This window comes from Streptomyces sp. NPDC006476 (assembly GCF_040612015.1).
GTDB lineage: Bacteria > Actinomycetota > Actinomycetes > Streptomycetales > Streptomycetaceae > Streptomyces > Streptomyces griseorubiginosus_B.
Map to the genome: position 1 here is coordinate 138,519 of NZ_JBEXPK010000020.1, position 14,442 is coordinate 152,960.

Here is a 14,442-nt window from a genome sequence, read left to right on the forward strand (position 1 = left end):
AATATGCGCCGCAAGGCGAAACAGTGGATCGCACGACGAAGCAATGAGTTCTGGAGAACGCCATGCAGGGGACCGCCCAGCCGACGTCGCCGCCCGCCGCCTACCCGCCGACCGACCGCACGGTCCCCACCCGCTCGGCGGACCGGGCGTCGTACGACAGGGAACTGGTGCACGCGATCCTCGACGAGGCATACGTCTGCCACCTGGGCTTCGTGCGCGACGGGCGGCCGGTGGTGCTGCCGACGCTGTACGGGCGGGTCGGCGAGCGGCTGTACGTCCACGGCTCGACCGGCTCGCGTCCGCTGCGGATGACCGGACAGGCCGACCCGGGGCTCCCGGTCTGCCTGACGGTGACGCACGTCGACGCGCTGGTGCTGGCCCGCTCCGCCTTCCACCACTCGATCAACTACCGCTCCGTCGTGGTCCACGGCATCGCCCACGACGTCACGGACCCGGAGGAGAAGCGGGCGGCCCTGGACGCGCTGGTCGACCACGTCGTGCCGGGCCGCGCCGCCGACGCGCGCCCCGCGAACAAGAAGGAGCTCGCGGCCACCGCCGTCATCCGCCTCGACCTCGACGAGGTCTCCGCCAAGCTCCGCACCGGCGGAGTGAACGACGAGCCCGAGGACCTCGCCCTCCCCCACTGGGCTGGCCTCGTCCCGCTGCGCAAGGGGTACGACACCCCCGAGGCCGACGCGGACCTGACCCCTGGCATCGGGCTCCCCGACTACCTGGCGGTCCGCTGATGCTGATCCACCCCTGGGACGCGGCACGCGACGACGCCGAGTGGCAGCGGTGGCTCGCGGTCCACGACTTCGGACAGCTCGCCGTCAACGGCCTGCCTGGCGAGGCACCGTACGTCCAGCCGCTGCACTTCCTCTACGACGACGGGCGCGGCGAGGTCCTCACCCACCTGGCCCGGCCCAACCCGCTGTGGCCGGCGCTGGAGGCGAACCCGGACGTCGTACTGAGCGTGGTCGACGACTACGTGTACGCGCCGGGTTACTGGCAGGCCATGCCCGGCACACCGTCCGAGCACGGCACGCCGACGAGCTACTACGCGGCGGTCCAGCTCGGGTGCCGCGCGCATCTGGTGGACGAGCCGTCCGAGAAGGCCGAGCTCCTCAACCGCCTGGTCGACCACTTCCAGCCGGAGGGCGGCTCGGCGAGGGTGGCGGTGGGCGAGGTGCCGTACGGCAGGATGCTCGCCGGTCTGCGCGGGATACGGCTCGAAGTCGTGGACGTCCGCGCGAAGTTCAAGTACGCCAACCACAAGCCCGAGGTGCACGAGCGGGTGGCGGCCGCGCTGACGCAGCGAGGCGGTCCGCGTGACGCGGCCGCGCGTGCGCATCTGGCGCGCAGGCACGGGGTGTGACACCAACTGCCGTACTGACGCTGATCATTGAGAGAGGGGCCGCACGGGGGTGGGCCCCTCTCCGCATACCCGCTCCGGCTAGGCGGCCGTTCCCCGGGCCGACAACTCGCGTTCCGGGCCGCCGCCGGCCACCGGGTCCGGGGAGGGCTTGGCCGGGGCGGAGGACTGGGCGATGAAGGCGCCCACGAGAACGACCGCGCCGCCCGCGATCTGCGGTGCCGAGAGGTGCTCGCCGAGCAGCACCCAGGCGAGAACGGTCGCGATGACCGCTTCCAGGCAGGCCACGACGCCCGCGACCTGCGGCGAGAGCCGGCGTACCGACAGCACGCCGGTGACGTAGGCGAGGACGGTCGCGATCAGCACGATCCACGCCAGCAGCAGACCGGCGGCGACCGGGGTGCCGTTCATGTGCGCGGTGCCCGACAGCACCGACCAGTCCATGGACCAGGGGCGGGCGACGGCCGTGAGCACGAGGGCGCCGATCAGCAGGCCGTAGGCGATGACGCCCAGCGGGTCCGGAGTTTCCTCACCGGCGTCGCTGCCCTGATCGGACAGGACGAAATAACCGACCTGACAGCAGGCGGCGCCGAGCGCGAGCAGCAGGCCGAGGGCGTCGAAGCTCAGGCCCGACCAGACCTCGACCACACAGGCCAGACCGCCGACCGCCAGGACCACTCCCACCGCGGCGGCGCGAGTGACCGGCCGCCGCTGCACGAACCGCACCCAGCCCAGCACCAGGGCGGGCGCGAGGTACTCCACGAGCAGCGCGACCCCGACGGGGATGCGGGAGAGGGCGGCGAAGTAGCAGGCCTGCACCCCCGCCACCGCGAGCAGGCCGAACCCGGCGAGCAGAGCGGGACGGCGGAACAGCAGCGTGCGGTGGCGCACCGCGACCGGCAGCATCACCAGGGCCGCGCCGGTCACCCGCAGCCACACCACGTGCAGCGGATCGAGCCCGGCCTCGATCAACGGCTTCGCCGCGACGCCGGACCCCCCGAAGGCGAGGGCGGACACGAGCGCGAGCCCGAGCCCTACGCCCTTGCCGCGACCGGCCTGACTGCTCTGTGAGGTGCGCACCGGCATATGATGACAGGCGACGACAGGAGCGTCACCCCCGATGACACCTGTCTCACCGGATGGACGGTCGGGCGTCCCTCCGCGGCCGGACCGTTCCGGCCCGATGCGCCGAAGCAGGCCTGCCCCCTACGGGCCGATGTCACTCAGCGGCCGGACCGCTCCCGCCCGGTACCACTCACTGGCCCGACCACTCCGGCCGGGCGAGCCGGTCCTCGATCCGGGCGAGCACCTCGTGCGGGTCGACTCCGGCGCGGGTCAGCACCTCGACGGCCCGCGCCTGCGGGTCCGCGAGGATCGCCGCGAGCAGGTCGACGCCGAGCGCCGCGTCCTCGCCCCGGCGGGCGGCACGTACGGCGGCGTCCTCCATGGCACCCGCGGCCAGCGGCGAGAATCCCGCACCCTCGGCCACCACGGGCACGGCGCCGGAGTCCTCGACCGAGCCCTGCCAGCGCAGCCCGTAGCCGATGCTGCGCTGCACCAGATAGCCGAGCAGCCGGGCGTTCTCCGCTCCGTCGTCGAAGACGGCGCGCACCTCGGAGTCGTACTCCAGAAGCGAGTGCAGCAGATGGGCGGTGTCGATCTGCCGGTCCCCGTCGCGGACCGCGCGGCGGCGGGCACCCGAGACCACCGCTGCCAGTGCGGCGCTGAGCTTGGCATCGTTGTCCGGGCGAGGACCGACGGCCGGCTCCTCGGCCTGCTGTCGGGGGATACGGGGTGGCACATCCCCTACCTCATCAGTCCCCGGCGTCCGCGGTCATCCCCGGGGGGAACCATTTCCGCGTCCCACGGAGAGTGGACGGCGAACGCCGGAATCTCCTCCTTGCGGATGAGATCAGGTGGCTTTACCCGGAGGGGCGCGCGCCGCCTTGCCGTGCGCCGGATGTGCAACCGCCGCGCTCCGTCGCACGTCCCACCGGTGCATGGAGAGCAGATGCTGGCTGGTGTCCCTGCCGGCCGCGGACGGCAGGCAGTACGTATACCGGGTGGACGCCCCGGAGGACGCGCTGCCCGCCGACCTGTTCTGGGACGCCTGGCACTGCCATGACGAGAGCGCCTTCCCGCGCGCGTGGGACGTGTTCGACGCGGCGCTGATACGGCGGGTGGGCTGAGCGCGCCGTACCGCCGGGAAACCGCACAATTTCTGACGGCTCGTCAGTATTGAATGTTGCGACCCCTGCCGTTACTTTCCGCGACACCACAGCCCGACACGAAGAGGTGGTCGCATGCCCGAAATCAGCGCGGAGGCACGGATCGAGGCGCCGGCCGAGAAGGTGTGGGCACAGCTCACGGACTGGCCCGCGTACGGCGAGTGGAACGCCACCCACACCAGCTTTCCGCAGGGCGGCCCGGCGGCGCTCGAAGTGGGCGCGACCTTCCAGGAGAACATGAAGCTGATGGGCTTCCCGGCCGAGGTCGAGTGGACCGTCTCGGAAGTGGAACCGGCCCGGCTCTTCGTCATCACGGGCAAGGGGCCGATGGCCGTGAGCCTGGCCACCCGCTACACCCTTACCCCGGACGGCGACGCCACGACGGTCCGCATCGACGGGGAGTTCACGGGCGCCGCGGTGACCCTGATGGCGGGCAAGCTCAGGGACTCGGGAACCGCCGCCCTCAACGAGTCGCTGCGCAAGCTCGCCGGGCTGGTGTCCTGACCGCCGGACACGGGAAGGCGCCCCGCGGATCGCTCCGTGGGGCGCCTTCGACGCCGTAGGACGCTCAGTCCTCGTCGGCGAGGATCAGGTACAGCTTCTTGCGGGCCTCGTTGATGACGGCCAGCGCCTTGTCGCGCTGTTCCTTGCTGCCGGTCTTCCAGACCTGGCCGAAGGCCTCCATCAGACCGAAGCCGGCCTGGCGGATCTCACCGAGCGCCTCGAAGTCGATACCGCGGGAGGCTTCCTCCCAGGGCGCGTCCGGGCCCTCGTCGGCCGCGGCGCGGCCGGACTCGGTGAGCGAGAACAGCTTCTTGCCGCCCTCGCTCGCGCTGGTGATCAGACCCTCGTCCTCCAGCAGCTGGAGGGTGGGGTACACCGAGCCGGGGCTGGGCTTCCACGCCCCGCCGCTGCGCTCGGCGATCTCCTGGATCATCTCGTAACCGTGCATCGGACGGTCCTTGAGCAGGGCCAGGATCGACGCGCGTACGTCACCTCGCCGTGCCCTTCCCCTCGGTCCGCCGCGCCCTCGCGGCCCCCAGGGGCCCGGGCCGAAGCCGGGCCCGCCGAAGCCGAAGCCGCCGCGCGGGTCGCCGCCGGGTCCACCCGGCCCGAAGGGACCGAAGGCACCACGCCGACCCTCGAAACCACCCCGACCACGAGAGCCGGGTCCACCGTGTCCACGTTCGAATCCATGGGAACGCATCGCAATCACTCCATTCATTCGTTGATCTGTCGCGATGCGTCAACGATATATCGGAACCGTTCGCATGACAAGCCCCTGCCGAAAGATGGGTGGGGTCGGGTCCTACCTCGCGTTTCTCAGCCGCGGAGATCCCGAAGCCAGTCGGCGACGAGCGAGAGGTCCACGGCCCGCACGAGAGCCATGGTCTTCCACTTCAGTACGCCGGCCTCCTACTCCTCCGGCGCGTCCGGCAGTTCGGCCACCGGGAGCTCGGGCAGTCCGAGAGGGGCGATCACCCTGTTCGCGTCGCCCCTCCACGCGGTGGCCCACATCAGCGCGCAGGGCAGGGCGAGGAGCCTGGGTCGGTCAATGTCCTCGGAACGCCTCCTCCAGCCACCAGGAGCCGTGGTCCCGGGTCACCTTCGCGTCCACGAGGAGCGGGGCCGAGCGGGGGCCGGCCACCCAGTCCGCCACCGCCTTGAGGTCGGCGGGGGTGCGTACCGTCGCCGCCTCGAAGCCGTAGCCGCGCGCGATCGCGGCGATGTCCGTCTCGGGGAAGGTGACCGTGTCGAGGGGGTGGCCGTCGGGGCCGAAGTGGTGGACCTCGGCGCCGTACGCCTCGTCGTTGTAGACGACCACCACCATCGGCAGCCCAAGGCGGCGCACGGTGTCGAGTTCCACCGCGCTCATCAGCGCACCCCCGTCGCCCAGCGCGGCGACCGGCAGCCGGTCCGGGCGGGCCAGGGCCGCGCCGATCGTGGTGGCGAGTCCCAGGCCGATCGACTGGAACGCCTGCGTGAAGCAGAACCCGTCCTGGTCCGGCACCGCGAGGTACGCGCTCGGGTAGCCCATGAAGTTGCCCGAGTCCACCCCGACGATGCGCTCGGCGGGCAGCATGTCGTCCAGGGCGATGCTGAGCGTGCGCGGGTCGATCCGGTCCCGGGTGCTCTCGTCCTCGTACGGCACGTCCCGCCACCGCAGCCGCGCCGCGAGCGCCTCGGCGACATCGGGAGCGCGGTAGCCGTCCCGCTCCTCGCCCGCCGCCTCCAACGCCCGCACGGCCGTCCGGGTCACGTCGCCGATGACGCCGAGGGCAATCTCCCGGTGCGCCCCGAGCGCCTCCGGGTCGTCGTCGACCTGCACGACCGTCGTGCCGGCGCCGATGAGGTTGCCGTGCCGCATGGTCCACATGTTCAGCGCGCAGCCCCACCCGACGATCAGGTCGGCGCCCTGGATCAGCTCCACCGCGAGGGGCGACGCGAAACCCCCGGAGACGTCGAGGGACCACGGGCTGCCGTGGAAGAGGCCGCGCGCCACGGCGGAGGTGGCCAGCAAGGCGCCGTGACGGTCGGCGAGTGCGGTCAGCGCGTCGCGGGCGGCCGGTGTACGGGCGCCGCGGCCGGCGACGAAGACCGGTCGGCGGGCGCGCTCGAGGGCGCGTACGAGGTCGGCGACCGCCCGTTCCGAGGGCTCGACGGGTACCGGCCCGGGCAGGGGCATGGCGTCCAGGGAGATCCCGGCGGGCACGTCGAGGGCCTGCACCTCCAGGGGGAGGTTGAGCAGGACCGTGCGGCGTTCGTGCACGGCACGGCGCAGGGCGGCGCGGGCCTGGTCGACCGCGTCGTGCGCCGTGGTCAGACGGGCCGAGACGGCACCGACGGAGTGCGCCAGCACCGCCTGTTCGACACGGAAGTTGGAGTGCTGCGCGGTCGCCTCGGCGGCCAGCACGAGCAGCGGCGTACGGCTCTTGGCGGCCTCGGTGATGCCGGTCAGGGCGTTGGTCAGGCCGGGTCCCTGGTGGACGCTGAGCGCGGCGACCGTACCGCTGGTGCGGGCGTAGGCGTCGGCCATGGTCGCCGCGCCGCCCTCGTGCCGGGCGGCGACGAAGCGGGCGCCCGCGGCCACCATGGCGTTGGTGAGGTGGAAGTTGCCCGAGCCGACGACCCCGAAGACGTGGTCGACGCCGGCCGCCGTGAGGGCCCGTCCGACGGCCTCGGCGACCTTCACGACCGCTCCACCAGGGCCAGTACGCGCGCCGGGGCGCCGGAGCCGCTGACGATCGGCAGCGGTCCCGCGATGACGACGGCGCCGGTCGGGGGCAGGGCGGCGAGGTTCTGCAGCTGGGTGAGCCCGTATTTGTCGGCGCCCAGGAGGTAGGAGTGGCAGGGGAACGCCGGCTCGAAGGAGTGCGCCCGCCCTGCGTCCGTGCCGACGGTCTCCGTGCCGAGGCCGATGACCGGGGCCTCCTCGGCGACCCAGCGCGCGCACTCCGGGGAGAGGCCGGGGGTGTGCGGGCCGTTCTCGTCGGCGTTGAGGAACTCGTCCTGCGCGTGCGAACGCGCGTCCCAGCCGGTGCGCAGCAGCAGCCAACCCCCTTCGGGCAGGGGGCCGTTGTCGGCCTCCCAGGCCTTGATGTGGTCCACCTCCACGAGGAAGTCGGGGTCCTTGGCGGCCTGTTCGGAGAAGTCCAGCACGGCCGCCGGCGCGATGAGCCGCCCGGCGGGGACGGAGGCCACGTCTGCGAGGTGCCTCCCGGTCACCCAGTGGACCGGGGCGTCGAAGTGAGTGCCGGTGTGCTCGCCGCTGCGGAAGTTGTTCCAGTACCAGGCCGGTCCCCGGTCGTCGTACCGGCTGATCTCCTCCAGCTCGAAGACCTGCGTCTGCCCGAACTGCGGCGGCAGTTGGATCACGGGGGTGGACGGCGAGAGCGGCTGGGTCAGGTCGACGAGCTCGATGGATCCGCTCCGCAGCCCGGACAGCAGCGCGGCGAGCACGGACGACTGGGACATGACGGCCTCCTGGAACGGGGCATAACTGCCAACGCCTGTCTGTACAGGGTGTCAGCGTCTCCCGGATCGTCCAGAGGCGCAGCATGAACCGGGAAGACGGCAACGACGGTCCCGGAAACAGGCCAGTGGTCGCGAATTGGCCTTGGGCCAGGAAGCCACGGAGTCCTAGCGTCGACGACATGCGTATCCGAATCGTCGACGCCTTCACGGACCGTCCCTTCGCGGGCAACCCGGCCGGGGTGCTGCTCCTCGACTCCTTCCCGGACGACGAGCGGCTGCAGAGCATCGCGCTGGAGGTGAACCACGCGGAGACGGCCTTCGCGCACCCGTTGCCCGAGGGCGGCGAGGCCGACTGGGCGCTCAGGTGGTTCACGCCGGCCACCGAGGTCGACATGTGCGGCCATGCCACCCTCGCCACCGCACACGTACTGCACTCCACCGGAGCGCACGAGGGCGCCGTGCGGTTCACGACCCGCAGCGGCGTGCTGGTCGCGACGCCCCGGGAGGACGGGTCGATCACGCTGGACTTCCCGACGGCCCCGCTCACCCCGGTCGAGGCGCCGGACGGGGTCGCCGAGGCGCTGGGCGCCCAGCCGCTCTCCGTCCTCGACACCGGACCGAACATCGGTGACCTGCTCGTGGAGCTCGCGGACGAGAAGACGATCCACGGCCTGTCCCCCGACCTCAGGGCGCTGGGCGCCTACTCCGAGCGCGGCATCATCGCCACGGCCCGCGCCGAGGACCCCGGCCGAGGCTACGACTTCGTCTCGCGCTGCTTCTTCCCGAACGTCGGCATCGACGAGGACCCGGTCACCGGCAGCGCCCACACCGCGCTCGCCCCCTTCTGGTCGCAGCGCCTGGGCAGTCCCGTTCTCACCGGCCTCCAGGCCTCCCCCCGCTCCGGCCGCGTCCGCACCGAACTGCGCGGCGACCGCACCCTGCTCACCGGACGCGCGGTCACCGTCATCGACGGCGAGCTGCTCGCCTAGGCGGTCGGCAGCCAGCCCACCTTGCCGGCCAGCAGCGCGTAGCCGACGAACGCCCCGATGTCGAGCAGGGAATGCGCCACCACCAGGGGGCCCACCCGCCCCCACCGCCGGTACAGGTAGACGAAGACCACGCCCATCACCATGTTGCCGAGGAAGCCGCCGATGCCCTGGTAGAGGTGGTAGCTACCGCGCAGTACGGAACTGGCCACCAGCGCGGCCCCCGGCGTCCACCCCAGCTGCCCCAGCCGGCGCAGCAGATAGCCCACCACGATGACCTCCTCCAGGACCGCGTTCTGGATCGCGGAGAGGATCAGCACCGGGTACTTCCACCAGACGGAGGGCAGGGCCTCGGGCACCACCGTGAGATTCGCGCCGAGGCCGCGTGCGGCCAGGTAGAAGGCGATTCCGGTGCTGCCGATCACCGCCGCGATCGCTGCGCCGCGGGCCAGGTCGGGCCGGGGGCGGGTGCGGTCGAACCCGATGGTGCGCAGGCTTCCGCCCTCGCGCAGCAGCAGATGGGCGACGAGCGCGACGGGGACCAGGGCGGAGGCGATCCCGAACAGCTGCCAGGCGAGATCCAGCCAGGGGCGGCCCGGCGCGGCCGAGGCGTTCATGGTCGCCGCCTGGTCCTTCAGGCCGCCCGGTTTCGTGACCGATCCGACAAAGCTGATCAGGGCGGACACACCGCTCGCACCGAGCGAAAGCCCCAGAACGAGCAGGGTCTCGTCCCGGAGGATCCGTCGCGAAAGCCGCTCGGGCGGAAAAGAATCGGCCACCCCACCCGTCTCTGCCTGCACACCTGACTCCAATTCAGTAATCCCGCCTCATCGTCACCGTCACGCCGCTAGGGTCTCGAAAGAAGTTGCGAAGATCGTGCGTGACAGGCCGTTGGGGGGACGGACGCCGTACGGGGCGTACCTCCCCTTTTGCATGCCATACGGCCGTATCGCGGCACGAGGTTCAACAGGGAGGGGCACCACCGTCATGGGACGTCACAGCTTGCCCGATCAGTATGGGGCGGGCGCGAGCGACCCCCGTCCACGCGCGCGCCGCCGCACGGTGGCCATCGCGACGGTCCTCGTGCTGACCGTGGCCGGCGGCACGGCGGGTGCCGTCAAGAGCGGACTGCTCTCCTTCGGCTCGTCCTGCCAGGACCACGCCGTGCGGCTGAACCTCGTCGCCTCACCGGACATCGCGCCGACGCTGAGTGTCGCGGCGAAGCAGGCCCGCGAGGACAAGATCACCTCCGACGGCCGGTGCGTCGCCGTGTCGGTGACCGCCCGGGACTCGTACAAGGTCGCGGACATGCTCCAGGCCGGCAGGAAGTCGGACGCGCAGGTCTGGGTGGCGGACTCGGACCTGTGGGTCGACCGGATCACGGCGAACAGCGCGGCGACCGACGTGACCCCGGCGGGTGCCGTCGCCTCCACGCCGGTCGGCGTGGCCATGGTGCCGACGGCCGCGAAGTCCCTGGGCTGGCCGCAGAAGACGTACAGCTGGCTGGAGCTGGCCGGCGCGGCCCTGCAGGGCGACTCGCTCAGGCTCGGCGCGGCCGACCCGGCGCGCAGCGCCACCGGACTGCTGGCGCTGACCAGGCTGACCACGGCCGCCGCCAAGCTCAAGGGCGGGGACACCCAGGCCGCGGCGATGATGAAGACGCTCTCGCAGCGCACCTCGGACACCGACGCCCAGGTCGTGGAGACGCTGCCCCGCGACTCCTCGGGCACCGAGCTGGGCAACCCCAAGCGCAACGAGGCGCTGATCCTCACCGAGCAGGCGGCCTACACCTACAACTCCTCGGCCGACGCGGACGCCGGGCTCGACATGTTCTATCCCAAGGACGGCTCACCCCAGCTGACCTACCCGTACACGATGGTCGGCCAGCTGACCACCGACCAGAGCCGGGCAGCGCTGCGGTTCATGAACTACCTGCGCCAGCCCGAGCAGCTGCGCCTGCTGCAGAAGCACGGCTTCCGCACCTCCGACGACGGGGCACCGCGGGCGGTGGTCGCGCGCGCGGGCGGCAGCAGCCCGCAGCCGTACGACGCCGAAGCCCCCGAGCCGGCCTCGGACACCGCGCTCCAGGAGGCCCTCGGCACCTGGACGATCACGGTGCAGAGCGCCCGGATCACCACGGTCGTGGACGCGTCCTCCTCCATGTCGGAACCGGTGTCGAAGACGGGCCAGTCCCGGATGGACGTGACCAAGGCGTCGCTGCTGCAGGCCCTGGCGACCTTCACCCCCGAGGACGAGATCGGGCTGTGGGAGTTCTCCACCAAGCTCGACGGCGCCAAGGACTACCGCGTCCTGGTGCCGACCGAGCGCCTGGGCGACCAGAAGGGCGGCGGCACCGTGCGGGACGAGCTGTCCGCCGCGTTCACCTCCCTGAAGCCGGTACCGAACGGCGCGACCGGCCTGTACGACACCACGCTCGCCGCCTACAAGGCGGCCACCTCGTCATATGTCCAGGGGAAGTTCAACGCCCTGGTCATCCTCACCGACGGTGTCAACCAGGACCCCGGCAGCATCTCCCGCGGCGGGCTGATCAGCCAGTTGCAGAAGCTCACCGACCCCCAGCGTCCGGTGCCGCTGATCATGATCGCGGTGGGTCCGGACGCCGACCGGCAGGAGGCCCAGGAGATCGCCGAGGCGACCGGCGGCTCGGGCCAGTCGGTCAGCAACCCCGCCGACATCCAGTCGGTGATGCTGAAGGCGATCGTCGCGGCCGGGGCCGAGGGCAACCCCGACGACTGACGAGCCGCGCCCCATCCCGACGCCGGCCAGGCGAGGACAGCCCGGCCGCGCCCCCTCACCCGGCGACACCCACTCGGAACGATCGGCGTGGCCCAGGCCGAAGACAACCCGCCCGCTATCCCCGCTCACCCCGGCGAAACGACCCCCGGCGTGCGACGCCCCGTGGCCCGCGAACCTGCCGCCCCCGCGCCCCCTCACCCGGCAGGCACGGGTTCGGGCAGCCCCACGGGCCAGGTGTGCACCGGCTCGCCCGCGAGCGACAGCTCGCGATACCTGCGGGTGGTCGCGGCCAGCGCGGCATCGCGCGGCATGCCGGTCTCCAGCGCCCGGTGGAAGGTCGCCGCCTGCCAGGTCGCGCCGTTGGCCCGACGCCGGCAGCGCTCCTCGATCACGCCCAGGTAGAGGTCCCGGTCCGCGGGCTCGATCCCCCAGGCGTCCAGTCCGGTGGCGGCGAGCGGAAGCAGTTCGTCGCGCACCAGGGTCACCGCGTCGACCTCGGCCGTCCCGCCGTACCGTCCGCGGCGCGGCCACCGCAGCCGCGCCTCGATGCCGTGCTTGCAGGCGGCGTCGAAGTTGGCGGCGGCCGCCTCGAAGGGCAGCCGGGTCCACACCGGCCTCGACTCCTCGGCGAGGGCGCGGACGAGGCCGTAGTAGAAGGCGGCGTTGGCGATGACGTCCGTGATGGTGGGTCCCGCGGGCAGGACGCGGTTCTCGACGCGCAGATGCGGAACACCGTCGGCGATGCCGTAGACGGGGCGGTTCCAGCGGTAGACGGTGCCGTTGTGCAGGACCAGTTCGTGCAGTTCGGGGATGCCTCCCGCGTCGAGGACGTCGAGCGGCTCCTCGTCGTCGCAGATGGGCAGCAGGGCCGGGAAGAAGCGCAGGTTCTCCTCGAAGAGCTCGTGCGCGGAGGAGATCCAGCGCTCCCCGAACCAGGTGCGCGGGCGCACGCCCTGCGCCTGCAGCTCGGGCGGACGGGTGTCGGTGGACTGCTGGAACAGCGGGGGCCGCGACTCGCGCCACAGCTCGCGGCCGAACAGGAACGGCGAGTTGGCGCCGACGGCGATCTGCGCGGCGGTGACGGCCTGCGCGGCGTTCCACACGTCGGCGAAGCGGCCCGGGGTGACCTGGAGGTGCAGCTGCACCGAGGTGCAGGCGGCCTCCGGGGCTATGGACTTGGAGGTGCAGGTGAGGCGCTCCACGCCGTCGATGTCCAGCGCGAAGTCCTCGCCGCGGGCGGCCACGATCTGATCGTTGAGCAGGGCGTAGCGGTCGACCGCGGAAAGGTTGGTGGAGACCAGGTCGTCCCGGTCGAGCGTGGGCAGAATGCCGATCATCACGATTCCGGCGTCGAGTTCGCCGGCTTTCCGGTCGGCATATGCCAGGGAGGCGCGGAGTTCCTCGGCGAGCCGGTCGAATACCCTGCCGCCCAGGGGATGTGGGGCTATGTTGACTTCCAGGTTGAACATGGCGAGTTCTGTTTGGAAATCTCGGCTCGCGATGCGTTCGAGGACCTGCGCATTGAGCATTCTGGGCATCCCGTCGGCGCCGGCCAGATTCAATTCGATCTCCAGCCCCATGAGATTCCGCGGGCGATCGAACCGCTTCTCGGCCAGGAGCCGCTCCAGTCCCGTCAGGCACCTGCGGAGCTTGTCCCGGTAGAGCTGACGATCGGAGAGGTCGATCCGACCTGCCACGACCTTCTCCCCCATCGAAGCTTCCCTCCTGGATCGGGCGGCTCGACGATTCGGCCGCCGGTGTCGGGTCACGTGGGATGATGCCCCGCCTCGGCGATCGATAACGTCCCCACAGTCCCCCGTCGGGCGCTACTCTGGTGGGACGTGACCGGCGGCACATTCACCGGGCATGCAGCACGGCGCAGTTTCGCGCCGACAAGAACTCGTGAAAAACGCCGACGAGAATGGGCCGACCGCTCCCGGGGTATTACCCGAGGTCACCGCCGTAAGGCCGGAGCGGAAACGGGATGATTCCCGCGCATCGCCGACCGGATACGCCCTTGCCGGGTGCACCGGAAACGGCTAGCCGAAACACCGCGTGAACATATGTCGTATAAACTCCGCGAACAGGCAGAGGGTTGGCGCCCAGGTCGTGGAACCTGCCGTCGGGGTGACGTACGGCAGGCCTCATCACACTCCTCGTTCCCAGACCCCGGCCCCCGACACTCTTGCCTCGTGAGCAGACAGCGCCGTCCGCCCCCGCCCTCGCGCCACCGTGCCTGTCGAATGAGAGGCGACCCACCATGCCGCTGCATGTCCCCCCGGCTCCCGCACCCGCCCTTCGCACCGTCCTCACCGCACTCGGTTCGCCCACCGCGGTCCGCGAGGCCCGAACGCCCTCCCTGCTGCGAGCACAGGGGCCCGCCACCCCCGAACTCCCGCTGCCCGTCCACGTCCTCGACCAGCCGGCCCAGGACGGCGCCTCCGTCACCCGGCTCGCCGGGTGGCGCTTCCTCATCCGCTGCGGCGACCGCGCGGTGGCCGCGGCCGAGACCATGCTGACCGCCGACGGCTGGGTCTTCTCGCACTTCTTCGAAGGGCCCTACATCGCCTCCACCGAGCGCGCGCTGCGCCAGGCCGAGACGATGAAACAGTCGTACCAGCCGCGCCTGCTGTCGGTGCCGAGCCTGTACATGCTCACGCTCTGGCTGCACGGCGACTGCACGGCCGACGCCTCCACCGGCCACCCCGCCCCGACCGACCTGCTCGTCCCGCTCGCGCCGGCGCCGCCCGGCATCGCGGCCCACCGCCCGCTGCGCGTCGCCGAACTCCTTCCCGTGCTGAGCCATCGGGTGACTGCGGTTCCGCTGCTCGGCCAGATCGCCTGACATCCCCTCCCGCGAACCCGCCCGTACCCCGTCGCCGAATTCCCGGTGACGGGGTACGACGCTGTTTGACATCGCATTCCGCTCGTACGAGCAATTAACTGCTCGTACGAGCCGTGAAACGCCTTCCGACCCGGACGGACTAGCCCTATCCGGCCCCCCTGAACCACCCGAAGTGACAGTGCAGTTGGACTGAACCGTCCGCGCGGCGGATGCGTCATCAACCTGTGAAGAAGTGGTGCGTCGAAATGCCTGCGGATTGACGTCCGTGGGGCAACACTG

The 14,442-nt window shown here is 71.5% G+C and carries 14 protein-coding genes; 7 read left to right on the forward strand and 7 right to left on the reverse strand.

Features of this window, described 5'->3' with window-relative positions; translation table 11 throughout:
- Window positions 1-62: 62 nt before the first annotated feature.
- Together ABZZ74_RS23850 and ABZZ74_RS23855 are read left to right on the forward strand one after the other, a co-directional pair.
- Window positions 63-746 (forward strand): pyridoxamine 5'-phosphate oxidase family protein, encoded by a 684-nt coding sequence (locus tag ABZZ74_RS23850; RefSeq protein WP_356768046.1) that lies wholly within the window; start codon window positions 63-65, stop codon window positions 744-746.
- Complete coding sequence (locus tag ABZZ74_RS23855; RefSeq protein WP_356768048.1) at window positions 746-1,375, forward strand: FMN-binding negative transcriptional regulator; 630 nt, start codon at window positions 746-748, stop codon at window positions 1,373-1,375. Before ABZZ74_RS23850 ends, ABZZ74_RS23855 begins: the two co-directional genes overlap by 1 nt.
- Window positions 1,376-1,453: 78 nt before the next feature.
- Here ABZZ74_RS23855 and ABZZ74_RS23860 read toward each other — a convergent pair whose 3' ends face one another.
- Together ABZZ74_RS23860 and ABZZ74_RS23865 are read right to left on the reverse strand one after the other, a co-directional pair.
- Window positions 1,454-2,458 (reverse strand): EamA family transporter, encoded by a 1,005-nt coding sequence (locus ABZZ74_RS23860; RefSeq protein WP_356768050.1) that lies wholly within the window; start codon window positions 2,456-2,458, stop codon window positions 1,454-1,456.
- 169 nt (window positions 2,459-2,627) lie between these two features.
- Complete coding sequence (locus tag ABZZ74_RS23865; protein WP_356768052.1) at window positions 2,628-3,173, reverse strand: Clp protease N-terminal domain-containing protein; 546 nt, start codon at window positions 3,171-3,173, stop codon at window positions 2,628-2,630.
- A gap of 199 nt (window positions 3,174-3,372) precedes the next feature.
- Between ABZZ74_RS23865 and ABZZ74_RS23870 the strand changes: the two genes are divergently transcribed.
- Both ABZZ74_RS23870 and ABZZ74_RS23875 read left to right on the forward strand, forming a co-directional pair.
- The gene (locus tag ABZZ74_RS23870) at window positions 3,373-3,561 is read left to right on the forward strand and encodes a hypothetical protein (RefSeq protein ID WP_356768054.1); all 189 of its coding nucleotides are present in this window, start codon (window positions 3,373-3,375) and stop codon (window positions 3,559-3,561) included.
- Between the two features lie 114 nt (window positions 3,562-3,675).
- Window positions 3,676-4,104, forward strand: coding sequence for an SRPBCC family protein (locus ABZZ74_RS23875; RefSeq protein ID WP_356768056.1), 429 nt, complete (start codon window positions 3,676-3,678; stop codon window positions 4,102-4,104).
- A gap of 64 nt (window positions 4,105-4,168) precedes the next feature.
- On the opposite strand, the gene ABZZ74_RS23880 is transcribed toward ABZZ74_RS23875, so the two are convergent.
- The 3 genes from ABZZ74_RS23880 to ABZZ74_RS23890 form a co-directional block, all read right to left on the reverse strand.
- Window positions 4,169-4,807 (reverse strand): PadR family transcriptional regulator, encoded by a 639-nt coding sequence (locus ABZZ74_RS23880; protein WP_356768058.1) that lies wholly within the window; start codon window positions 4,805-4,807, stop codon window positions 4,169-4,171.
- Between the two features lie 345 nt (window positions 4,808-5,152).
- Window positions 5,153-6,793 carry a thiamine pyrophosphate-binding protein gene (locus ABZZ74_RS23885; RefSeq protein WP_356768060.1) on the reverse strand — a complete coding sequence of 547 codons (1,641 nt, stop codon included), beginning with the start codon at window positions 6,791-6,793 and terminating at the stop codon, window positions 5,153-5,155.
- Window positions 6,790-7,575 (reverse strand): cyclase family protein, encoded by a 786-nt coding sequence (locus ABZZ74_RS23890; RefSeq protein ID WP_356768062.1) that lies wholly within the window; start codon window positions 7,573-7,575, stop codon window positions 6,790-6,792. Before ABZZ74_RS23890 ends, ABZZ74_RS23885 begins: the two co-directional genes overlap by 4 nt.
- Window positions 7,576-7,754: 179 nt before the next feature.
- Here ABZZ74_RS23890 and ABZZ74_RS23895 point away from each other — a divergent pair, with 179 nt between their 5' ends.
- Window positions 7,755-8,564, forward strand: a complete 810-nt coding sequence (locus ABZZ74_RS23895) for a PhzF family phenazine biosynthesis protein (RefSeq protein ID WP_356768064.1) — start codon at window positions 7,755-7,757, stop codon at window positions 8,562-8,564.
- Here ABZZ74_RS23895 and ABZZ74_RS23900 read toward each other — a convergent pair.
- Entirely contained in the window at window positions 8,561-9,361 is an 801-nt protein-coding gene (locus tag ABZZ74_RS23900; protein WP_356768066.1) for a type II CAAX endopeptidase family protein, read from the reverse strand. The two genes, ABZZ74_RS23895 and ABZZ74_RS23900, sit on opposite strands and share 4 nt — an antisense overlap.
- A 187-nt stretch (window positions 9,362-9,548) precedes the next feature.
- Between ABZZ74_RS23900 and ABZZ74_RS23905 the strand changes: the two genes are divergently transcribed.
- Window positions 9,549-11,318 carry a substrate-binding and VWA domain-containing protein gene (locus tag ABZZ74_RS23905; RefSeq protein WP_356768068.1) on the forward strand — a complete coding sequence of 590 codons (1,770 nt, stop codon included), beginning with the start codon at window positions 9,549-9,551 and terminating at the stop codon, window positions 11,316-11,318.
- Between the two features lie 194 nt (window positions 11,319-11,512).
- Here ABZZ74_RS23905 and ABZZ74_RS23910 read toward each other — a convergent pair whose 3' ends face one another.
- Window positions 11,513-13,030 (reverse strand): glutamate--cysteine ligase, encoded by a 1,518-nt coding sequence (locus ABZZ74_RS23910; protein WP_356768070.1) that lies wholly within the window; start codon window positions 13,028-13,030, stop codon window positions 11,513-11,515.
- A gap of 548 nt (window positions 13,031-13,578) precedes the next feature.
- Here ABZZ74_RS23910 and ABZZ74_RS23915 point away from each other — a divergent pair.
- Complete coding sequence (locus ABZZ74_RS23915) at window positions 13,579-14,163, forward strand: hypothetical protein (RefSeq protein ID WP_356768072.1); 585 nt, start codon at window positions 13,579-13,581, stop codon at window positions 14,161-14,163.
- Window positions 14,164-14,442: the final 279 nt, after the last annotated feature.